18 protein-coding genes are annotated in these 21,737 nt (G+C 61.5%); 9 read left to right on the top strand and 9 right to left on the bottom strand.

The genetic code is table 11. The features are described 5' to 3' along the window. Positions 1-33 precede the first annotated feature (33 nt). The 4 genes from pabB to ACP7CJ_RS16260 all read right to left on the bottom strand — a co-directional run bounded on the left by pabB (position 34) and on the right by ACP7CJ_RS16260 (position 4,549). A complete protein-coding gene (pabB, locus tag ACP7CJ_RS16245) occupies positions 34-1,377 on the bottom strand; it encodes an aminodeoxychorismate synthase component I (RefSeq protein WP_276194354.1) in 1,344 nt (447 codons plus the stop codon). 99 nt (positions 1,378-1,476) lie between these two features. After that, on the bottom strand, positions 1,477-2,463 hold the full coding sequence (locus ACP7CJ_RS16250; protein WP_276194353.1) for an alpha-L-glutamate ligase-like protein: 987 nt from the start codon (positions 2,461-2,463) through the stop codon (positions 1,477-1,479). Continuing rightward, positions 2,463-3,995 carry an inactive transglutaminase family protein gene (locus ACP7CJ_RS16255; RefSeq protein ID WP_426100096.1) on the bottom strand — a complete coding sequence of 511 codons (1,533 nt, stop codon included), beginning with the start codon at positions 3,993-3,995 and terminating at the stop codon, positions 2,463-2,465. Before ACP7CJ_RS16255 ends, ACP7CJ_RS16250 begins: the two co-directional genes overlap by 1 nt. Before the next feature lie 5 nt (positions 3,996-4,000). Then, positions 4,001-4,549 (bottom strand): ATP-dependent zinc protease family protein, encoded by a 549-nt coding sequence (locus tag ACP7CJ_RS16260; RefSeq protein WP_276194351.1) that lies wholly within the window; start codon positions 4,547-4,549, stop codon positions 4,001-4,003. A gap of 47 nt (positions 4,550-4,596) precedes the next feature. Between ACP7CJ_RS16260 and ACP7CJ_RS16265 the strand changes: the two genes are divergently transcribed. From ACP7CJ_RS16265 to ACP7CJ_RS16300, 8 genes are all read left to right on the top strand, one after another. Then, on the top strand, positions 4,597-4,779 hold the full coding sequence (locus tag ACP7CJ_RS16265; protein ID WP_276194350.1) for a hypothetical protein: 183 nt from the start codon (positions 4,597-4,599) through the stop codon (positions 4,777-4,779). Between the two features lie 43 nt (positions 4,780-4,822). Then, the gene (locus ACP7CJ_RS16270) at positions 4,823-5,545 is read left to right on the top strand and encodes a GntR family transcriptional regulator (RefSeq protein WP_426100095.1); all 723 of its coding nucleotides are present in this window, start codon (positions 4,823-4,825) and stop codon (positions 5,543-5,545) included. Further along, positions 5,542-6,435 (top strand): methylisocitrate lyase, encoded by an 894-nt coding sequence (gene prpB / locus ACP7CJ_RS16275; RefSeq protein ID WP_426100094.1) that lies wholly within the window; start codon positions 5,542-5,544, stop codon positions 6,433-6,435. The genes ACP7CJ_RS16270 and prpB overlap by 4 nt, the downstream gene beginning before the upstream one ends. A 41-nt stretch (positions 6,436-6,476) precedes the next feature. Further along, positions 6,477-7,604, top strand: coding sequence for a bifunctional 2-methylcitrate synthase/citrate synthase (prpC, locus tag ACP7CJ_RS16280; protein WP_426100093.1), 1,128 nt, complete (start codon positions 6,477-6,479; stop codon positions 7,602-7,604). 191 nt (positions 7,605-7,795) lie between these two features. Next, a complete protein-coding gene (acnD, locus tag ACP7CJ_RS16285) occupies positions 7,796-10,390 on the top strand; it encodes a Fe/S-dependent 2-methylisocitrate dehydratase AcnD (protein WP_276194348.1) in 2,595 nt (864 codons plus the stop codon). 11 nt (positions 10,391-10,401) lie between these two features. Further along, a complete protein-coding gene (gene prpF / locus ACP7CJ_RS16290) occupies positions 10,402-11,592 on the top strand; it encodes a 2-methylaconitate cis-trans isomerase PrpF (protein WP_276194347.1) in 1,191 nt (396 codons plus the stop codon). Between the two features lie 197 nt (positions 11,593-11,789). Then, the gene (prpD, locus tag ACP7CJ_RS16295; RefSeq protein WP_426100092.1) at positions 11,790-13,274 is read left to right on the top strand and encodes a 2-methylcitrate dehydratase; all 1,485 of its coding nucleotides are present in this window, start codon (positions 11,790-11,792) and stop codon (positions 13,272-13,274) included. A gap of 187 nt (positions 13,275-13,461) precedes the next feature. Continuing rightward, on the top strand, positions 13,462-14,532 hold the full coding sequence (locus tag ACP7CJ_RS16300) for a hypothetical protein (protein WP_426100091.1): 1,071 nt from the start codon (positions 13,462-13,464) through the stop codon (positions 14,530-14,532). Between the two features lie 66 nt (positions 14,533-14,598). Here ACP7CJ_RS16300 and ACP7CJ_RS16305 read toward each other — a convergent pair whose 3' ends face one another. From ACP7CJ_RS16305 to ACP7CJ_RS16325, 5 genes are read right to left on the bottom strand one after another with little or no spacing between them, the layout of a single operon-like run. Beyond that, the gene (locus ACP7CJ_RS16305; protein WP_276194344.1) at positions 14,599-15,327 is read right to left on the bottom strand and encodes an alanyl-tRNA editing protein; all 729 of its coding nucleotides are present in this window, start codon (positions 15,325-15,327) and stop codon (positions 14,599-14,601) included. Positions 15,328-15,329: 2 nt separating this feature from the next. Beyond that, positions 15,330-16,322 (bottom strand): serine O-acetyltransferase, encoded by a 993-nt coding sequence (locus tag ACP7CJ_RS16310; RefSeq protein WP_426100090.1) that lies wholly within the window; start codon positions 16,320-16,322, stop codon positions 15,330-15,332. A gap of 37 nt (positions 16,323-16,359) precedes the next feature. Then, entirely contained in the window at positions 16,360-17,274 is a 915-nt protein-coding gene (locus ACP7CJ_RS16315; RefSeq protein ID WP_276194342.1) for a PLP-dependent cysteine synthase family protein, read from the bottom strand. Between the two features lie 23 nt (positions 17,275-17,297). Beyond that, on the bottom strand, positions 17,298-19,160 hold the full coding sequence (gene moeB / locus ACP7CJ_RS16320) for a molybdopterin-synthase adenylyltransferase MoeB (protein WP_426100089.1): 1,863 nt from the start codon (positions 19,158-19,160) through the stop codon (positions 17,298-17,300). A 35-nt stretch (positions 19,161-19,195) separates the two neighbouring features. Next, positions 19,196-20,089, bottom strand: coding sequence for a DMT family transporter (locus tag ACP7CJ_RS16325; RefSeq protein ID WP_276197980.1), 894 nt, complete (start codon positions 20,087-20,089; stop codon positions 19,196-19,198). 160 nt (positions 20,090-20,249) lie between these two features. Between ACP7CJ_RS16325 and ACP7CJ_RS16330 the strand changes: the two genes are divergently transcribed. Beyond that, a complete protein-coding gene (locus ACP7CJ_RS16330) occupies positions 20,250-21,674 on the top strand; it encodes a PLP-dependent aminotransferase family protein (RefSeq protein ID WP_276194340.1) in 1,425 nt (474 codons plus the stop codon). Positions 21,675-21,737: the final 63 nt, after the last annotated feature.

Consider the following 21,737-nt stretch of genomic DNA (forward strand, 5'->3'; position numbering starts at 1 on the left):
GCGCTACGTCCCGAAGCCGGGAAGGGCGCTGCGCTAGAGGCTTTCCAGGGTTTGTAACAACACCCGCACCTTGGTCAGCGACTCCTGATATTCCGCCTGCCATTCCGAGTCGGCGACGATCCCGCCGCCGCCCCAGCAGCACACCTGGCCGTCCTTGACCAGCAAGCTGCGGATGGCGATGGAGCTGTCCATCTCGCCGCGCACGTCCAGGTACACCAGCGAGCCGCAGTACAGCCCGCGCCGGGTTGGCTCCAGTTCGTCGATGATCTGCATCGCGCGGATCTTCGGTGCGCCAGTGATGGAGCCGCCGGGGAAGCTGCCGGCGATCAGATCCAGGGCGTCCTTGTCGTCGGCCAATTCGCCGGTGACGCTGCTGACCAGGTGATGCACGTTGGGGTAGCTTTCCAGGCTGAACAACTCCGGCACGTTCACCGAGCCGGTGCGGCAGGTGCGGCCGAGGTCGTTGCGCAGCAGGTCGACGATCATCAGGTTCTCGGCACGATCCTTGGGGCTCGCCAGCAGTTCGGCGGCGTTGGCGGCGTCTTCTTCAGGCGTCAGGCCACGCGGGCGGGTGCCTTTGATCGGGCGGGTTTCGACCTGGCGCTGGCTGATCTTGATGAAGCGTTCCGGTGACAGGCTCAACACCGCGCCGTCATCCGGCAGGCTCTGGAACCCGGAAAATGGCGTCGGGCAGGCTTCGCGCAAGGCGCAATAGGCCGCCCAGGGATCACCGCTGCACGCTGCGCGAAAGCGCTGGGTGAAGTTGACCTGGTAGCAGTCGCCCGCCTGGATGTAGGCATGGATGCGTGCGATGGCGTGTGCGTAGGTCTGGGCGCTGAGGTCCGGTGTCATGGGGCCGTGGAGTTTGAAAGCGGCCGCTGTCTCTGCACCGGGTTGGCTGAACAGGCTGATCAGTCGCTGCCGCTCGCCATCGACCAGCGCCGGGTGAAAGACCAACTGGCTGGTTTGCGCCTGGTGATCGCTGACCAGGGCCCAGGCATACAGCCCAAAACGTGCGTCCGGCAGGTGCAGATCATCCACCGCCCGGTGCGGCAGTTGTTCCAGGTGCCGGCCGAAATCGTAGCTCAGGTAACCGATCAGGCCACCGGCAAACGGCAACGCGTAGCCAGCCGGCAATGCCGCTTCACCCAACTGCGTAAGGTTTTCCCGCAGGCGTTGCAGGAATTCGCTGCCGCTCTCGTCAGGCCGCACCGCCAGCGTCGCCTCGGGCCAGGCGCTGAGCAGGTCATAACGCCCACGCTCGGCCACCGGGCGGCCGCTGTCCAATAGCACTGCGCCAGGGGCATGGCGAATCGCCGCAAAATACTCGGCGGGGTTGGCCCGGTAGGGCAGTGGGTATACGGAGCAGGTCGACATGCGGGGTGGATCAGCTGATGGCGTGGGGGAGGGGATTGTAGACCCCTGTAGGATTTGGTCCTAGAGGGGATGTCGGGGATAGACAGATCGAAGGCCGGTTCAGCCTTCGACTGCCGGGATGTGCCCAAACATGGCCTGCACGAACTTCACTCGTTCGTCCGGCGTTTCCGTCGTGCCGGCAGCTTTCAATTCTTCCAAGCGTGCCTCGACCGCATGGGTGCGCAGGGTCAGGCCGCAGTCGTTGGCGATCTGGATATTCAGCCCCGGCCGCGCATTCAGTTCGAGGATCAGCGGGCCTTTTTCCTGGTCCAACACCATGTCCACGCCGATGTAGCCCAGCCCGCACAACTCATAACAGCCCGCGGCGAGTTTCATGAACCCGTCCCAGTTTGGCAGTTGCACGCCATCCACCGCGTTGGTGGTGTCGGGGTGTTTGGTGATGATGCTGTTCAGCCAGGTGCCGCGCAGGGTCAGGCCGGTGGCCAAATCTACGCCCACGCCGATCGCGCCCTGGTGCAGGTTGGCCTTGCCGCCGGACTGGCGGGTCGGCAAGCGCAGCATGGCCATCACCGGGTAGCCCATCAGCACGATGATGCGGATATCCGGCACGCCTTCGTAGCTGATGCTCTTGAAAATCTGGTCGGGTACCACGCGGTACTCGATCAGCGCGCGGTCGCGGTGGCCGCCCAGGGAGTACAGGCCGGTGAGGATGCTGGAAATCTGATGCTCGATTTCCTCATGGCTGATGATCTTGCCGGACACCGTGCGATAGCGCCCTTCAAAACGGTCGGCGATGACGAGGATGCCGTCACCGCCAGCGCCCTGGGCCGGCTTGATCACGAAGTCGCTGCGCCCGCCAATGATCTCGTCGAGCTTGTCGATTTCCTTTTCGGTGGAGATCACCCCGTACATTTCCGGCACGTGGATGCCGGCCGCCAGGGCTCGTTCCTTGGTGATGATCTTGTCATCCACGATCGGGTACAGGCTGCGCTTGTTGTACTTGAGCACGTAGTCGGCGTTACGCCGGTTGATGCCCATGATGCCGCGCGCTTCCAGGGCCTTCCAGGTCTTCCAGAAGCCGAACATTACGAGTCAGCCTTGAGGAAGGCCTTGAAGCGCACCAACTCGGTCAGGCGATAGCCGCGATAACGCCCCATGGCCAGCATGAAGCCCACCAGGATCAGCAGGATCGCCGGGAAGGTGAACACAAAGTAGACCAGCTCCGGCACGCTCATGATCACGTGCGCCAGCGACGCCGCGAACAGCGTGCCGATCGCCACTTTCATCGCATGCCCGGCACCGCGTTCTTCCCAGGTGATCGACAGGCGTTCGATGGTCATGGTCAGAATCACCATCGGGAACAGCGCCACCGACAGCCCGCGCTCCAGCCCCAGCTTATGGCTGAACAGGCTGATGGCCGCGATCAGCACCACGACGAAGGTCAGCACCACCGACAGCCTTGGCAGCATCTGCAACTTCAGGTGTTCCAGGTACGAGCGCAGGGACAAGCCCAGCGCCGTGATGATCGTAAACAGCACAATCCCGAAGCCCAACTGGGTCTCGCGGAACGCCAGGGCGATCAGCACCGGGGTAAACGTGCCCAGGGTCTGCAGGCCGATCAGGTTGCGCAGGATCAGGATCACCAGCACGCCAATCGGGATCATCACCATGATCATGAAGGTCTGCTGGGTTTGCAGCGGCAGGCCGTACAGCGAGTATTCGAGGAAATTGGCGTCGGTGTTTTCGTCGGTCAACTTGGCCAGGCGAATCGCGTTCATTTCGCTGTTGTTCAGGCTGAAGGTGACCATGGCTTTCTTGCCGCCATCGACGGTGATCAGGTTTTCATCGCCGGTCCACCACAGCAGGCGGTCGGCGGGCAGGCCGGGTTCGCCGGTTTCCGGGTTGAAGTACAGCCAGTCATTGCCATTGAAGCTGCGCAGCCACAGTTCCGGGGTTTGCGGCTGGTCGGCGACGAGGCGGATGGTGTGGACTTTTTCCACCGGCACGTGGGCGATGGACAGCAGCAGTTCGACGATCTTGGCCTTGTGCGGCGTGGAGGGGTCGCCCGCCAGCAGCAGCTTGACGTTGTCGTCGTTGAGGTTGTTGGTGCGCTTGATGGCTTCGGTAATAAAGGTTTCCACATCGGCCGAGTGCTGGCGGATCGGCGCCAGCAGGGCTTCGGCGGCGATTTTTTCCGGGCCTTCCACCGCAATGCTGTCGCGGAAGGTCGGGCCCTTGATCTTGACCTTTTCGCCGCTGTAACGCTTGGTCAGCACCAGGCGGTAATACAGGGTCTGCTTGCCCTTGGCCCTGCGCGCCGACCAGGTGACCTTGCGGTTGCCATCGATGCGGTTGACGCTGACCCCGTAGTTATTCGAGATGAAACTCTCATTGAGGCTGACGAAGTCGCGGCTCAGGGGCGGCACGAACATCTGGATCTTCACCGGGTCTTTCGGGGTAGCGACGAACTCGACCTTGGCGTCGATGTTCCACAAGTCATCGGTGGCGTCCTCGGTGACGGGAATGCCCAGCACGAAGATCTGGTAGGCGGTGACCGAAATACCCAGCACCACCAGGAGGGTGATCAGGATTCTCAGGTGCAGGGTCAGAGAGCGCATTCGGTTTACTCGGCGGTATGAGCGTCGGCGGCGCAGGCAGGTTTACCCGCTGCGTATTTAAGACTGGGGTCGACCAGCGCATCGAAGCGTTTCAGCGCTTCGGAGCCGATCAGCAGCGGGTATTGGAAAGCGCTGCGGTCAGTCAAGTTCACTTCGATGCTGCGTAATGCGCTGCCCATGCAGATGTCCAGGGCAATCACTGGACGGGCGGTGTAGTTCTTGTCCTCATCGGGATCGTAGTCACCGGCGCGGCGCTTGATCTTGCTGACGCGGGCCAGTGGGCGTTCGATGGGGTGGGAATGGGCGGTGTCGATGGCCAGATAGAAGCGCACCCAGGATTCACCGTTGCGCTTGAAGCGTTTGATATCGCGCGCGCTCAACGAGGCGGTCTTGGCGCCGGTGTCGAGTTTGGCTGCCACTTCCAGGTCGATATCTGCCAGCTTGGCGTATTCGTTGAGGCCATACACGGTCTTCTCGGCGGCAGCACAGAGCCCCGGTATAAGTCCCGGTATGAACAGTAGGCAAAATAATCGGGGGAAGGGCTTGAGTCTCATAAATCCTGAGGCGGTGCAGTGCGATGTTCAATTCAAGGCGACTGGCATTGCTGCGCAAGCTCCCTCGTGCGCCGTTTCATCAAGAGATGTCAGGCAAAAGCGGCGGCTATTCTAACATGATGCTTTTTTGGCGCCAGCGCTGGCAGGCGGCCATGCTCGTGGTGCCTGCAACGTTGGTTATTAGACGATTGTCGACAATGTTGATTTATTCTTTGACTAAGAAGGGCTAATTGGCTAGTTTTTGCGGCATTGCTTTTAAAAGGTGTCGACAATATGCTGGATCAATCGGAAGCTCCGGTGGTCTCCCCGGAAGAATCCCAGACAATGTCGGAGAACGTCTTTAGGCGTATACAGGCCGCGATCGTCAAAGGTGAGATCGCCCCCGGCAGCAAGATCTCCGAGCCGGAACTGGCGCGCACCTACGGCATCAGCCGCGGCCCGTTGCGTGAGGCGATCCACCGCCTTGAAGGCCAGCGCCTGCTGGTGCGCGTGCCCCATGTGGGCGCTCGCGTGGTGTCGTTGAGCCACGAAGAACTGATCGAACTCTATGAAATCCGCGAATCCCTCGAAGGCATGGCGTGCCGCCTGGCCGCCGAGCGCATGACCGATGCCGAGATCGAAGAACTGCGCCAGGTGCTGCATACCCACGAACGGGATGCGGCGTTCCAGGCCGGTGTCGGCTATTACCAGCAGGAAGGCGACTTCGACTTTCATTACCGGATCATCCAGGGCGCCGGCAACCGCACCTTGACCCAAATGCTCTGCGGCGAGCTCTACCAGTTGGTGCGCATGTACCGCATCCAGTTCTCCGCGACCCCCAATCGTCCACGCCAGGCCTTTGCCGAGCATCACCGCATTCTTGACGCGATCGCCGATCGCGACGGTGAACTGGCCGAGTTGTTGATGCGTCGTCACATCGGCGCCTCCAAGCGCAATATCGCCCGCCACTTTCCAGGCGGTGCTCCCCAGACAGCCACTCAGCGAGGTGAGTCATGAGTTCCAATAACAACCGCACTCCAGGCCAGCGTTTCCGTGACGCGGTCGCCAGCGAACACCCATTGCAGGTGGTCGGCACGATCAATGCCAACCACGCACTGCTGGCCAAACGCGCTGGCTTCAAGGCGATCTACCTGTCGGGTGGCGGGGTGGCCGCAGGTTCTCTCGGCGTGCCTGACCTGGGCATTACCGGCCTTGATGACGTGCTGACCGACGTGCGCCGCATCACCGATGTGTGCGACCTGCCGCTGCTGGTGGACGTGGACACCGGTTTCGGCTCCTCGGCCTTCAACGTGGCGCGCACCGTCAAGTCGATGATCAAGTTCGGCGCCGCCGCCATTCATATCGAAGACCAGGTCGGCGCCAAGCGCTGCGGTCATCGTCCGAACAAAGAAATCGTGTCCCTGCAGGAAATGGTCGACCGCATCAAGGCCGCCGTTGACGCGCGCACCGATGACAGCTTCGTGATCATGGCACGTACCGATGCGCTGGCCGTCGAAGGCCTGGAATCTGCCCTGGAACGCGCCGCCGCCTGCATCGAGGCCGGCGCCGACATGGTGTTCCCGGAAGCCATCACCGAGTTGGACATGTACAAGCTGTTCGCGTCAAAGGTGAAGGCGCCGATCCTGGCTAACATCACTGAATTCGGTGCAACCCCGCTGTACACCGTCGAACAGTTGAAATCTGCCGATGTTTCCCTGGTGCTGTACCCGCTCTCGGCCTTCCGTGCCATGAACAAGGCCGCCGAGAACGTCTACACCGCGATCCGTCGCGATGGCACCCAACAGAACGTGATCGACACCATGCAAACCCGCATGGAGCTTTACGATCGCATCGACTACCACACCTTCGAGCAGAAGCTCGACGCGCTGTTCGCCGCCAAGAAGTAACGAACGCGCCTCCCGGATAACTACAAAATTGGAGAGTAACCATGGCTGAAGCAAAAGTACTGAGTGGCGCTGGCCTGCGTGGCCAGGTGGCCGGGCAGACCGCACTGTCCACCGTGGGCCAGGCCGGTGCCGGCCTGACCTATCGCGGCTACGACGTGCGCGAACTGGCCGCTGATGCGCAGTTCGAAGAAGTCGCCTACCTGCTGCTGTACGGCGAGTTGCCGACCAAGGCCGAACTGGCGGCCTACAGCGCCAAGCTGAGCACGCTGCGTGACCTGCCCCAGGCGCTCAAAGAAGTGCTCGAGCGCATCCCGGCCGACGCCCACCCGATGGACGTGATGCGCACCGGTTGCTCGTTCCTCGGCAACCTCGAGCCGGAGCAGGACTTCAGCGTCCAGCGCGATGTCACCGACCGCCTGCTCGCTGCCTTCCCGGCGATCATGTGCTACTGGTACCGCTTCAGCCATGACGGCAAACGCATCGACTGCGTGACCGACGAACCTTCCCTCGGCGGTCACTTCCTGCACCTGCTGCACGGCAAGGCGCCGAGCGAGTTGCACGTCAAAGTGATGAACGTGTCGCTGATCCTCTACGCCGAGCACGAATTCAACGCGTCGACCTTTACCGCGCGTGTCTGCGCGTCGACCCTGTCTGACTTGTATTCCTGCGTCACCGCCGCCATCGGCTCGCTGCGCGGCCCGCTGCACGGCGGTGCCAACGAAGCGGCGATGGAAATGATCGAGCGCTTCCTGTCGGCCGAGGACGCTGTCGACGGCACCCTCGCCATGCTGGCGCGCAAGGACAAGATCATGGGCTTCGGCCACGCGATCTACAAAGACTGCGACCCGCGTAATGAGGTCATCAAGGGCTGGTCGAAACTGCTCGCCGAAGAAGTCGACGACAAGGTGTTGTTCCCGGTCTCCGAGGCCATCGACAAGGTGATGTGGGAGCAGAAGAAGCTGTTCCCCAACGCCGACTTCTACCATGCCTCGGCGTACCACTTCATGGGCATTCCGACCAAGCTGTTCACGCCGATCTTCGTGTGCTCGCGCCTCACTGGCTGGGCCGCCCACGTGTTCGAACAGCGCGCCAACAACCGCATCATCCGTCCAAGCGCCGACTACATCGGCGTCGAGCAGCGCAAGTTCGTGCCAATCGAACGTCGCTGAAGGCCGACGATTCCAGGACTGAAATGAGGGCAAAAGGTGGGAGGGGGCTTGCCCCCGATAGCGGAGTGTTATTCAACACCTATAGCAACTGATACACCGCCATCGGGGGCAAGCCCTCTCCCACATTTGAATCGCATTTCAAATCTGGATCAGTGGGTCCCTTTTGTAATCACCGTGACCGAGTCCCGACGATGAACACTGAATTTCGCAAATCGCTCCCCGGCAGCCGCCTCGATTACTTCGACGCCCGCGCGGCTGTCGAGGCAATCACCCCCGGCGCCTACGCCACCTTGCCTTACACCTCCCGCGTACTCGCGGAAAACCTGGTGCGCCGTTGCGCCCCGGCCACCCTCAACGCTTCCCTGAGCCAACTGATCGAACGCAAACGCGACCTCGACTTCCCTTGGTTCCCGGCGCGAGTGGTGTGCCATGACATTCTTGGCCAAACCGCCCTGGTCGACCTCGCCGGCCTGCGCGATGCCATCGCCCTGCAAGGCGGCGACCCGGCCCAGGTCAACCCGGTGGTGCCGACCCAACTGATCGTCGACCACTCCCTGGCCGTTGAAGCCGGTGGTTTCGACCCGGACGCGTTCGAGAAAAACCGCGCCATCGAAGACCGCCGCAACGAAGACCGCTTCCACTTTATCGAGTGGACCAAAAAGGCCTTCAAGAACGTCGACGTGATCCCGCCGGGCAACGGCATCATGCACCAGATCAACCTGGAGAAAATGTCTCCGGTGATCCAGGTGCGTGACGGCGTGGCGTTCCCCGACACCTGCGTCGGCACCGACAGCCACACGCCGCACGTGGACGCCCTCGGCGTGATCGCCATCGGCGTCGGCGGCCTCGAAGCCGAGAGCGTGATGCTCGGCCGCGCGTCATGGATGCGCCTGCCGGAAAGCGTCGGCGTGGAGCTGACGGGCAAGCTGCAACCGGGCATCACCGCCACCGACATGGTGCTGGCGCTGACCGAGTTCCTGCGTCAACAGAAAGTGGTGGGTGCGTGGCTGGAGTTCTTCGGCGAAGGTGCATCGGCACTGACCCTGGGCGACCGCGCGACCATCTCCAACATGGCCCCGGAATACGGCGCAACCGCGGCGATGTTCTACATCGACCCGCAGACCATCGCCTACCTGAAACTCACCGGCCGTGAAGACGCGCAAGTCGCCCTGGTCGAGCAATACGCCCGCCTGACCGGCCTGTGGGCTGACGACCTCAAAGGCGCCCAATACGAGCGCGGCCTGACCTTCGACTTGTCCAGCGTCGTGCGCAACATGGCCGGCCCGAGCAACCCGCACGCCCGTGTCGCCACCAGCGACCTTGCTGCCAAAGGCATCTCCGGCCAGTGGGATGACGTACCGGGGCAAATGCCCGACGGTGCGGTCATCATTGCCGCGATCACCAGTTGCACCAACACCAGCAACCCGCGCAACGTGATCGCTGCCGGCCTCCTGGCGCGCAACGCCAACAAGCTGGGGCTGACCCGCAAGCCGTGGGTCAAGTCGTCCCTGGCACCCGGTTCGAAAACCGTGGCCATGTACCTGGAAGAAGCCGGCCTTGGGCACGAACTGGAAAAACTCGGTTTCGGTGTGGTGGCCTTCGCCTGCACCACCTGCAACGGTATGTCCGGTGCGCTCGACCCGGTGATCCAGCAAGAGATCATTGACCGCGACCTGTACGCCACCGCTGTGTTGTCGGGGAACCGCAACTTCGACGGGCGTATCCACCCGTATGCCAAGCAAGCCTTCCTGGCTTCGCCGCCGCTGGTGGTAGCCTACGCGATTGCCGGCACCATCCGTTTCGACATCGAGAAGGACGTGCTGGGTCTCGACGCCGACGGCAAGGAAATCCGCCTGAAAGACATCTGGCCGAGCGACGAAGAAATCGACGCAGTGGTCAAGGCGTCGGTCAAGCCGGAACAGTTTCGCAAAGTGTATATCCCGATGTTCGCGATCCACGAAGACACCGGCCCGAAAGTCGCGCCGCTGTATGAGTGGCGCCCGCAAAGCACCTATATCCGCCGTCCGCCGTACTGGGAAGGCGCGTTGGCCGGTGCGCGTCCGCTCAAGGGCATGCGCCCGCTGGCGGTGCTGCCGGACAACATCACCACTGACCACCTGTCGCCATCCAACGCGATCATGCTCGACAGCGCCGCCGGCGAATACCTGGCGAAAATGGGCCTGCCGGAAGTTGACTTCAACTCCTACGCAACCCACCGCGGCGACCACCTGACCGCGCAACGCGCCACCTTCGCCAACCCGAAACTGTTCAACGAAATGGTGGTGGAAAACGGTAAGGTCAAGCAGGGCTCCCTGGCGCGCATCGAGCCGGAAGGCAAGGTCACACGCATGTGGGAAGCCATTGAAACCTACATGGAACGCAAGCAGCCGCTGATCATTATCGCTGGCGCCGACTACGGTCAGGGTTCGTCCCGCGACTGGGCTGCCAAGGGCGTGCGCCTGGCGGGTGTGGAAGCGATTGCCGCCGAAGGTTTCGAGCGCATTCACCGCACCAACCTGGTGGGCATGGGCGTGTTGCCGCTGGAGTTCCTGCCGGGCACCGACCGTCACACGCTGAAGATCGACGGCAGCGAAACCTACGACGTGGTCGGCAAACGCACCCCGCGTGCGCAATTGACCCTGGTGATCAACCGCAAGAATGGCGAACGTGTCGAAGTGCCGGTGACCTGCCGCCTGGACACCGCTGAAGAAGTGTCGATCTACGAGGCGGGCGGCGTGTTGCAACGTTTTGCCCAGGACTTCCTGGAATCGGCGGCGACCGTCTGAAGAGGATGACCATGGCACACGTACCGCAAATCAAGATCCCCGCCACCTACATGCGTGGCGGCACCAGCAAGGGCGTGTTTTTCCGCGTCCAGGACCTGCCCGAGTCGGCGCAGGTGCCGGGTGCTGCGCGCGATGCCCTGCTGTTGCGGGTGATCGGCAGCCCCGACCCCTACGACAAGCAGATCGACGGCATGGGCGGCGCCACGTCGAGCACCAGCAAAACCGTGATCCTCGCCAAGAGCAGCCGCGCCGGGCATGACGTGGATTACCTGTTCGGCCAGGTCGCCATCGACAAACCGTTTGTCGACTGGAGCGGCAACTGCGGCAACCTGTCGGCGGCGGTGGGTTCCTTCGCCATCAGCGCGGGCCTGGTCGATCCAGCCCGTGTGCCGCATAACGGCGTGGCCGTGGTGCGGATCTGGCAGGCCAACATCGGCAAGACCATCATCGCCCACGTACCGATCACCGACGGTGCGGTGCAGGAAACCGGCGACTTCGAACTGGACGGAGTGACCTTCCCGGCCGCCGAAGTGCAGTTGGAGTTCATGGACCCGGCAGCGGAAGAAGAGGGCGGCGGCGGTTCGATGTTCCCCACCGGCAACCTGATCGACGACCTGGAGGTGCCGGGAATCGGCACCTTCAAGGCCACGCTGATCAACGCCGGCATCCCGACGATCTTCATCAACGCCGAAGACCTGGGTTACACCGGTACCGAGCTGCAAGGCGCGATCAACAGTGACCCCAAGGCCCTGGCGATGTTCGAGACCGTCCGGGCCCATGGCGCGTTGCGCATGGGTCTGATCAAGCACCTGGACGAAGCCGCCCTGCGTCAACACACGCCGAAGGTGGCCTTCGTGGCTAAGCCTGCGGACTATGTGGCCTCCAGCGGCAAGGCGATCAAGGCCGGCGATATCGACCTGCTGGTGCGTGCCTTGTCCATGGGCAAGTTGCACCACGCGATGATGGGCACCGCAGCGGTCGCGATCGGCACGGCCGCAGCGATTTCCGGAACCTTGGTCAACCTCGCGGCGGGCGGCGTGGAGCGTAATGCGGTGCGCTTCGGGCATCCGTCCGGCACCTTGCGTGTCGGCGCCGAAGCCACCCAGGTGAACGGCGAATGGGTGGTGAAGAAGGCCATCATGAGCCGCAGTGCTCGGGTGTTGATGGAAGGCTTCGTGCGCGTGCCCGGCGACGCGTTCTAAAACCCAGCACCAATCCCCTGTGGGAGGGGGCTTGCCCCCGATAGCGGTGTGCCAGTCGACACATTCGTTAACTGACCCGCCGTCATCGGGGGCAAGCCCCTCCCACAAGGGATCTCTATTCCCAGGCAGGCATCCAAGATCTGCTTCCAGTAACCGTGAGCCCGAGGACTGACCCCCACCCACTTTGGAGAACAGCCATGAGCGCCAACGTCGACCAGAACAACCGTCCCGACTACGACCAGGTCCTGCAGGACATCGCTGACTACGTCCTCAACTACCGGATCGACTCGCCAGACGCGCTGGACACCGCCCGTAACTGTCTGATGGACACCCTAGGGTGCGGCCTGCTGGCCCTGCGGTTCCCGGAATGCACCAAGCACCTGGGGCCGCTGGTCGAGGGCACGGTGGTGCCGTTCGGCGCGCGGGTGCCGGGCACATCGTTCCGGCTGGACCCGGTCAAGGCCGCCTGGGACATTGGTTGCATCGTGCGCTGGCTCGACTACAACGACACCTGGCTCGCCGCCGAATGGGGCCACCCCTCGGATAACCTTGGCGGCATCCTCGCCGTGGCCGACCATCTCTCGCAACAACGCGTGGCTAACGGCGACGCGCCGCTGACCATGCGCGCAGTGCTGGAAGCGATGATCATGGCCCACGAGATCCAAGGTGTGATTGCCCTGGAAAACTCCTTCAACCGCGTCGGCCTCGACCATGTGCTGCTGGTGAAAGTCGCCTCCACGGCGGTAACCGCCAAGCTGATGGGTGCCAACCGCGAACAGCTGCTTTCGGCGCTGTCTCACGCCTTTGTCGATGGTCAGGCATTGCGCACCTACCGGCACGCACCGAATGCCGGTTCGCGCAAATCCTGGGCGGCGGGCGATGCCTCCAGTCGCGGCGTGCGCCTGGCGGACATCGCGCTGCGTGGCGAGATGGGCATTCCCGGCGTGTTGAGTGCGCCGCAATGGGGCTTCTACGACGTGCTGTTCAGCCACACCAACAAGGACTTGGCGCTCAAGCCCGAAGACAAGCGCACGTTCAGCTTGTCCCAACCCTACGGCACCTATGTGATGGAAAACGTGCTGTTCAAGATCAGTTTCCCCGCCGAGTTCCACGCGCAAACCGCCTGCGAAGCGGCAGTGACCTTGCACCCGCAGGTTGTCGATCGCCTGCATGACATCGAACGCATCGTGATCACCACCCATGAGTCGGCGATTCGCATCATTTCCAAGGTCGGGAAGTTGGCCAACGCTGCTGACCGCGACCACTGCCTGCAATACATGACCGCCGTGCCCCTGGCCTTCGGTAACCTGGTGGCCGAGCAGTACGAAGATGAATTCCACGCCGCGCACCTGATCATCGACGAGCTGCGCGAAAAGATGGTGATCGTCGAAGAACCGCGCTACAGCCGTGAGTACCTGGAGGCTGATAAACGCTCCATCGCCAACGCGGTGCAGGTGTTCTTCAACGATGGCACCCACACCGAGCAGGTGGCGGTGGAATACCCGATCGGGCACCGCCGTCGCCGGGTGGACGGCATTCCGTTGCTGGAAGACAAGTTCAAGGCCAACCTGGCCACGCGTTTTACTGCCCAGCGCAGTGCCGGGATTTTTGCGTTGTGCAAGGATCAGGCGCGGCTTGAAGCGACGCCGGTGAATCGCTTTGTGGATTTATGGGTGATATGAAGGTGTCGCTGTTGCGCACGTACCTGAACGCTAGGTTTTGACGCCGACACACCTTGCGATTCATGCGTCCTACATCTCAGGAACCGTTTTCAGATAGAAACCAATCAGGTGTCAGATGCCCTGCAGGCGCGGGTCATCTGGCAAGCAATGCTTGCGAATAAACACCTGAATCTGAGAAGGCGCTTTTATGACTAGCATAAACAATCGACAGCCAACGCCCTACACCGTCGGCTATGAAATGTCCCCGAAGCCCACGCCCATTCGCGGTGAAGACAGTGCCAAGGCGTCTGGCAATTCCAGCTCCCAGCCTTCTTCGGGGCCTTCCCGTCAGCCTATGAATGCGCCGCAGCTAGCCCATCGGGGTCTGGCCAACGCGTCGACTGCCGCAAAAAACGCCGTACCCGATCATCTACAACAGCTCGCTGGCCAGTATAAACAATTAAACGAAAAATATGATCAGATGGTCGCTAAGCTCGCGCCGCAAATGATGAAGCTCCAGGCGCAAGTAAACCAGCTCACTCAGTACCACAATGCGAAGACAACCCCTGGAAACGAGGCTGCTCCGTCGAACCCAAGTACTCGTGGTGGCCCGGCGGCGCAGCAGAACAGCAAGTCGCCTGACGCGCGCGCCCCTGCAGAAAATACACAAGCGTCCGGGCGCGATGCACCTCCCAGCCTTGAGCGGTTGACTGCCAACAATAAGCTCCTGAGCGATAAGCTCGATCAGTTGGAATCCCGGTTTAGTTCGACAGTTAAAGCGCTTCAAGGCCAGATTGGTGATTTGACTAAGAAGTTGGGCGGGGCAGATACCCCTGAAACCCGCACGCCTCCCGCGACACCAGGCGCAGGCAACGGCAAGCAGGCTGCGGCGAATAACATGCCGGCCAAAGATGCACCTAATGCCAACCAAGGCGCCGCATCGGGTAAGGCGAGCCTAGGTGCAGCATCGGGTCAAGCCAACCAAGGCGCGGCGTCGGGTAAGGCGAGCCCAGGTGCAGCATCGGGTCAAGCCAACCAAGGTGCGGCGTCAGGCCAGTCCAACCAAGCCAAACCGGCGGCGCAGTCCAGCGAAAGTAAGCCGTCGGCCCGGTCTGATGAATCAAGCCAGACGCCTCGTACCCTCGACGATCTTGCACGCGACAATGAGCAACTTCGTGCGCGCCTCGATCACATGATGGCTGAGTTCACCAAGATGATTTCCCAACTGCAACAGCAAATTGAGCGACTGAGTAACCAGATCAATTCGCTGAAGGGTTAAGGTCAGCGATGAAAAACGGGTCAATGTGGGCGCCTGCACCCGCATCGACCCTGTTCCGCTGGACATTCATTCAAAGCGCAAAATAACCCGACGGTTATGCTTGCTCTTCTTCTCGATCTTCTCGCAAAACACCCGACCGATTTCTTCAGTGTTGATCACATGGGTGCCGCCGCAAGGCTGGATATCGACCCCGGCAATTTCAATCACTCGCACTGAGCTTTGGATCACTGGCGGAGCCACCGCCTGGGTGCGGGTGATCTGCAGTAGGGTTGCGTACTCTGACGCGGGCATCGCCAGGGTTTGCACCTGATGGGCCTGTTCGATCAGCGCGTTGAGGTCGCGGGTGATGCTGTCCTTGTCCAGGGTCATTTCCGGCAGATCGAAATCCAGTCGTCCCTTGTCGGCGCTGATACTGCAGCCGGTGACCGGGGCGTCGATGATCGAGCACAGCAAGTGCAGGCAAGTGTGCATTTTCATGTGCTGGTAACGCCGGTCCCAATCGAGGCTGGCGTCCACTTGCACCCCAGCGCTCAACTGCTCGGGACAGTGTTCCACCTGGTGCCATATGATCGAGCGCTGCACCGGGTCGCGCACCGTGCCGACGATGTCGACGCGCGTGCCGTCGGCCAGGGTGAAGTGGCCGGTGTCACCGGGTTGCCCGCCGCCGGTGGGGTAGAACAGCGTGTGCTCCAGGGCGATGCCGTATTCGCTGACGGCAATCACCCGGGCGCTGAAGGCATTCTGGTAGGGCGCGCTGTCAAACAGCGCCAGGGTTTCCATGGTGTGCACAGACATGTTCAACCTCCGACAATCAATGGGCTGGCTTGCAGCAGGTGACGCACCATTGCGCTCAAGCCAGGGGGGGAAAGCAGGGTGATTTCAAATTCCGGCCCGCAGACTTTCAGGTTCAGCGGCAGGCGTGGCAGGCGGTCGGCCATTTCGATGCGGCGCAGGCGAAATTGCAGGTGATGGCGTTCTTTCACCGTGGGTTCCAGCATCAGCCCCTGCAACGGGTGAAAGTCCGCGTCCAGCACCGTGACCTTGTGGCTGGTGCTGATCTCGCCGACCACGTGCAGGCGCTCATCAAGGGCGAAGGCGCCGAGGTAGCTGCTGTGCTCCGATTCGTCGTTCTTTTGCAATTGGATCTGGTTGACCACCTTGACCTTGGTTCCCGCCGGCACGTCCTGGGTGATCACGCACGCTGGGCTGATAAACACGTTGTCGCCGATCTGCACGTAGCCCAACACGCGGGCGCCGGAGCCGATTTCGACGTTGTTGCCCAGGCGCGGGTGGCGCTTGCCGTCGGGGTTGTTGGCGATGCCACGGGCACCGAGGGTTACGCCGCAGAGGATGTAGCAGTCGTTGCCGATCTCGCAGGTTTCGCCGATCACTGTGCCGTAGCCGTGGTCGAGCACAAAGCGTCGACCGATGCGCGCTGCCGGGTGAATTTCGGCGCCGGAGAGGATCTTGCCCTGGTTGCTGAGCTTGAGGGCGATGCGCGAAAACATCCCGTTGGACTGGTCGGGGAAATGCCACACCTGGTGCGCGAGGCGATAGAACAGCACCGCCTTGAACGAGGCATAGGACTCCAGGATCAACTCGCCACGCCCGCGCGACGCCGGGTCGCGGTAGGCGTAGGCAATCAGGTCCTCGGCTACTGCCTGGGCGGCGTTCTGGACCAGCGGCGCCAAGTGCGGCTCCAGTTGCTTCATTTGCGTGGGCGTGAGGGTTTTGATGAGGTGGGTAAGCAATTCATCGTGCAGATGTTGCATGTCGATAAAGCCGCCCATGGAGGCACCCCCGCATTCTGGATGGTTGGATAACCGGTTATTCGAAACTGGGCAGGTAGCTGTCGGCATTGTCGTAGACCATGGTCAACACCACCGTTTCGGGCGGTAACTCGGGGGCGAGCTTGGCGATGGCCACCATATTGGCGGCCGAGGACAGGCCCAGGCTGATGGCGTCGGTGCGCATGATCCGTTTCATCATGTCGAGGCATTCCTCACGCGACACCTTGAGCATGCCGTCCAGCACGTCCAGGTTGAGGATGCTCGGGATCAAGCCGATCGACAGGCCCTGGATATGGTGCGGTGCGTGCTGGTTTTTCAGCAGGTCGCATTCCTCCGGCTCCACACCCATCACGCGCAGGGTCGGCCAGGCGGCTTTGAGGGTCTCGCCGATGCCGGTGATATGGCCGCCGGTGCCGATGCCGCTGACGAAGTAATCCACACGCTGCTCACCGAAGGCGCGCAGGATTTCCGGCGCGGTGGTGTCGCGGTGGGTCTGTGGGTTGGCACCGTTGCGTTGCTGGTTGAGCATCACGTAGCTAGGGTTTTCCAGCTGCAACTCCATGCACTTTTCGCCATGGGAATTGTTGCCGAGGCGGCTGTCCGACAGCACCACCTTGGCGCCGTACAGGCGCAGCAGTTTCTGCTTTTCGGGGCTGTAGTTATCGGGGATCACCAGCACCACTTTGTAGCCGAGCACGTTGCCGGCCATCACCAGGCCAATGCCGGTGTTGCCGCCGCTGGGTTCGATAATGGTTTGCCCGGCGTCGCGCATCAGCACGCCGCGGCGCTCGGCGTCGAGGATCATGCCCAAGGCGATGCGTGCCTTATGGCTGCCACCGGGGTTGAGGGATTCCAGTTTGGCGTAGACCTCGATGCCAAGGTCTTCGGAAAACTGCGCCAGGCGCACGATCGGTGTGTGACCGATGGCGTCGAGAATTGAGTTATGCAACATCAGGTCGTTACCCAGGGCCGTGATCAGTACAAAGGCATGTCGGGTTCGACGTCGCGAACCCAGTGTTTCATGCCGCCTTGCAGAACTTTGGTGTTGGCGAAGCCGGCTGCCAGCAGGGTGCTGGCCGCTTGCTCGGCGCGGGTTCCGGCGTAACAGATCAGGTAGTGGGTGTTGTCTCGACTGAGGTTGTCGAGCTGGCCGTCCAGTTCGGCGAGGGGGATATGCACCACGCCCGGCAATTTGCAGACCTCCAGCTCGCTCGCGTCGCGCACATCCAGCAGCACGTCGGCGCTGCTGTGGCGTTCGAGCAGTTGCTTGAGTACCTGAGGCTTGATGTAGCGCTCTTCGGCCAGGCTGGGTTTGCTCGGTATGGCGTCGGCGCAGACTGCGGGCGCCAGGGTTTCGCTATGGCGCAGTTCCGAGCAGCAAGGGCAGTCGGCGCGTCGCTTGAAACGGATCTCGCTGAATTTCATCGCCAGCGCATCGAAGCGCATCAGGCGACCGGACAAGGGTTCGCCGATGCCGATCAGCAATTTGATCGCCTCGGTGGCCTGGATCATCCCGACCACCCCCGGCAGCACGCCGATCACCCCGCCCGCGCTGCAATTAGGCGCCAGCTCCGCTGGGGGCGCCTGGGGAAACAGGCAGCGGTAGCAAGGCCCGCCCTTGTAGTTGAGCACGCTGATCTGTCCGTCGAAACGGTAGATGGCGCCATACACCAGGGGTTTACCCAACTGCACGCAGGCGTCGTTGACCAAGTAGCGCGTATCGAAATTATCGGTGCCGTCGATTATCAGGTCGTAGGCGCCGACCAGTTCCAGAGCGTTGTCGGCGGTCAGCGCGGTGTCGTGGGCGTTGATCTGGATGTGGCTGTTGAGGTCTTGCAAGCGTTGCTTGGCGGACGCGACCTTGGACATGCCCAAGGTGCTGTTGCCGTGGACGATCTGGCGTTGCAGGTTGCTGCTCTCGACTACATCGAAATCCACCAGCCCCAGGGTGCCGATGCCGGCCGCCGCCAGGTACAGGCTGATGGGCGAGCCCAGGCCACCGGTGCCGATGATCAGCACCTTGGCTTTTTTCAGCTTCAACTGACCTTCGCGACCGACGCCGGGCAGGGTGATATGGCGCACGTAACGCTGGACTTCTTCATTGCTCAGGCTGTCGACGTCGATGCCGCCGGAGGTGGCGAGCAGCACTTCGATCCTGGCCTTTTCCGGTAGCTGGTCGTCTGCGTTGATCAACGCTTCTTCGGCGGTAAACAGGAAGTGTTCCTTGAGCTGGTTGTTCTTTTCGTGAAACAGGTGCGCACGCAATTGCGGGTGGCTACTGCAGAGGTTTTCAATGACTTCGCGCAATGTCGATCCGGTGCCCTCAAGGGTCGATTCCGGCAGCTTGGCCACGCGAACCAGAATGTCGGGGAAAGAGACAGCGTTCATGGACAACTCCGTGTGCAGGTCGTTGAGCGGTTGAAGGGCGAAATGCTTGCTATCCCAGGCAAACAGCTTTGAGCCCAGGGCCCGGCCCTGGCGAACGTCCACCACCAGGTAGCTGACGGGGTAGATCGGCTCGCCCATGAACAGCGCCTTGTCCTGGTCTTCGTCGCTGAAATAGGCGCCGACGTCGGGGTGGGAGTGGTAGATCACCACCACCGGGTTGTCGCTGCGAAATGCTTTGTTCAGCAGCAGCGTGTCGGCCACTGAAAAGGTGTAGCCGTTGGCCGCGCTGCGCGGGTACATCTCGGGGTTCTTGCGGTGCAGCTCGTTCTGGATATTGCTGCCCAGGTACACGCTGCCGTCGGCGAAGACGAAGCCACAGCATTCTTCGGGGTAGCTGCGGCTGGCGTGGGCGTAGATCTGTTCCAGGGCTTCTGGGCGGAGGACGTCCATGTTTCTCTCGCGTTGCTGTGTGAGGGCCGGGAGGGTCAATTTTTCTTGGCCATGAGTTTTTCGATGGGCAACTTGGTGATCGCAAAACCGGCCAGCAGGATGGCCGAGTACAGCATGAGGTCGCGGGAAATCGCCACGCCTTCATACCAGGCGCCGATGATCACGGCGAACACCGGAAAGATGATGAACACGAACGAGAGGATGATCGGGCTGAGGCGCTTAAGCAGCATGAAATACACGATGAAACCACCCACCGACGCCACCAGGCCCAGGTAGAACAAGGCGCCCCACGAGCGCAGGGTGATGGCTTCGAAGGTCGGCGTTTCAAACCACAGGCCGGCGACGAACAGCATCAGCCCGGCGATTCCGATGGGCAGTGTGTTGTAAGTGATCACGCTGATGGCGCTGCCTTTTTGCTTGGTAATGACGTAGCACAAGGCATGCATGATTGCAGCGCTCAGAATCGCCAGTACCCCGAAGAACTCGGCGTGGTCCAGGTGCAGGCCCTGGCTCTTGATGATCATGTAAAGGCTGCCGAAGCCGATACCGATGCCGACCACCTGGGAAAAGTAGATGCGCTCGCGCAGGAACAGCGCTGAGAAAATCAGGATGAACACCGGCATGCAACTGAACAGCAGGGCAGTGAGGCCGGACGAGACATGCATCTCGCCGTAGTTGAGCAGGTAATAGGGCACGCTGAAGTAGGACAGGGTTACGAACACGAAGAACCAACGGCTTTCCCGGGGGAACAGGATCGGCTCGCGGCGCACCATGGCGAAACACAGGAACAGCGGGAACGCGATCAGAAAGCGCAGGCCGGCGGAGGTCAGCGGTGGCACGCTCTCCACGGCAATTTTGATACCCAGCCAGGTGGTGCCCCAACTCAGGCACACGATGAGAAACATCACGCTGGTCACCAGGCCGGCCAACCACTGTTTTTGAGTTTTTGTTTTTGCGGCGTTTTCGAGAACGGCGGACATTGGCATCGTTTATTACTTCCCTGAGCCGGAATTGAACTCTATATTGAACTTGTAATAAGTTATTTTTTTCGGCGATTGAACCCGTAAAAGCACACTATTAGGGCGAAAGATGGCTGTCAAAACAAATATTGACATGGTGTCAATTATGCGTGAGGGGTTGTCCAACGGGCAGGGCGTTAAGTACAAGCGCCTATCCGATGTTATGGAACGGGGCATCCTCGAAGGCTTGATTGAACCGGGACGAAAACTACCGCCCCATAGGGTGCTTTCCGACAATTTGGGGGTGACCATCGGCACCATCAGCCGGGCCTACGGCGAGCTGGAACGTCTGGGGTTGGTGGTGGCGCGGGTCGGTGACGGCACGTTCGTGCGCAAGCGTGGGATGGAGCGTCAACGGGATGAAGGTTTTCGCAACTTCAGCGAGGAGCCGCGCCAGTACTTCGACATGAGCCGCAACATGCATATTCCGGGGCAGGAGACGGTGTTCCTGGCGCAGAGCTTCCAAACCCTGTCGACCAACGCCAAGTTTCTCCAGGACATCAGTGCCTATACGCCGGACGCTGGCCTGCCGCGTTACCGCGAAGCGGGCGCGCAGTGGCTGGTGCAGCGCGATTTTCATCCCATCCCAGAGCAGGTCATTTGCGTCAACGGCGGCCAGCATGGGTTGCTCTGCGCGATGATGGCGCTGCTGCGCGCAGGCGATACGGTGGTCACCGAGCAACTGACTTATCCCGGGCTGATCACTGCCGCGCGCATGCTCGGTGTGCGGCTGATCGGCCTGGAAATGGATGAAGAGGGTGTGTTGCCCGGGGCTCTGGATGAAGTCTGTCGCAATCACCGGGTTTCGGCCTTGTACTGCACGCCCACTATCCAGAACCCGACCACAGCGGTGTTATCGGTCGCACGCCGCGAGGCGCTGGTCAAAGTGTGTCGCGAACACAACCTGCTGATTCTTGAAGATGAAGCCCACGGTGTGCTGGTGGAAGACCGACCGCCGCCCCTCAGCTATTTCGCGCCCGAGCGTACGATTTTGATCAGCAGCTTGAGCAAAGCCGTGTCGGCGGGGCTGCGTGTTGGCTATGTGCATGCGCCGCCGGCATTGGTCAGTCGTATTTCGGCGGCGCTACGTTCGACCTGTTGGATGGCCACGCCGGTGACTCTGGAACTCGCCACCCAGTGGATCGAGAACGGCACGGCGGAATACCTGCTGCGCCAGCAAATCAACGAGATCAGTCGGCGCAAAGCCTTGGTGCAGGGCCTGTTGGTCGGCCTGGAATACCGCACGCACCTCAATAGCCCGCACTTCTGGATTGAAGTCCCGGAGCCTTGGCGTGCGTCGGAAATCGAGGCGGAACTCAAGCAGAATAATTACCTGATCGCCACCGCCGAGGCCTTTGCCGTGGGGCAGACAGCGGTGCCGCAGTTTATTCGGGCGAGTATTTGCAATACGTCGGGCGATGATCAGTTGTTGCGGGCGGGCTTTGATGCGCTGGCCACTGCACTGGGGCAGGGTGGCGGGCGGTTTCAGCTTTGAGCCACATGTCACAAGCCACAAGCAAAGAGCTGACGGGCTTTTACTTGCAGCTTGTGGCTGTTT

The sequence above is a fragment of the Pseudomonas sp. PSPC3-2 genome, from assembly GCF_049897085.1.
GTDB lineage: Bacteria > Pseudomonadota > Gammaproteobacteria > Pseudomonadales > Pseudomonadaceae > Aquipseudomonas > Aquipseudomonas paraveronii.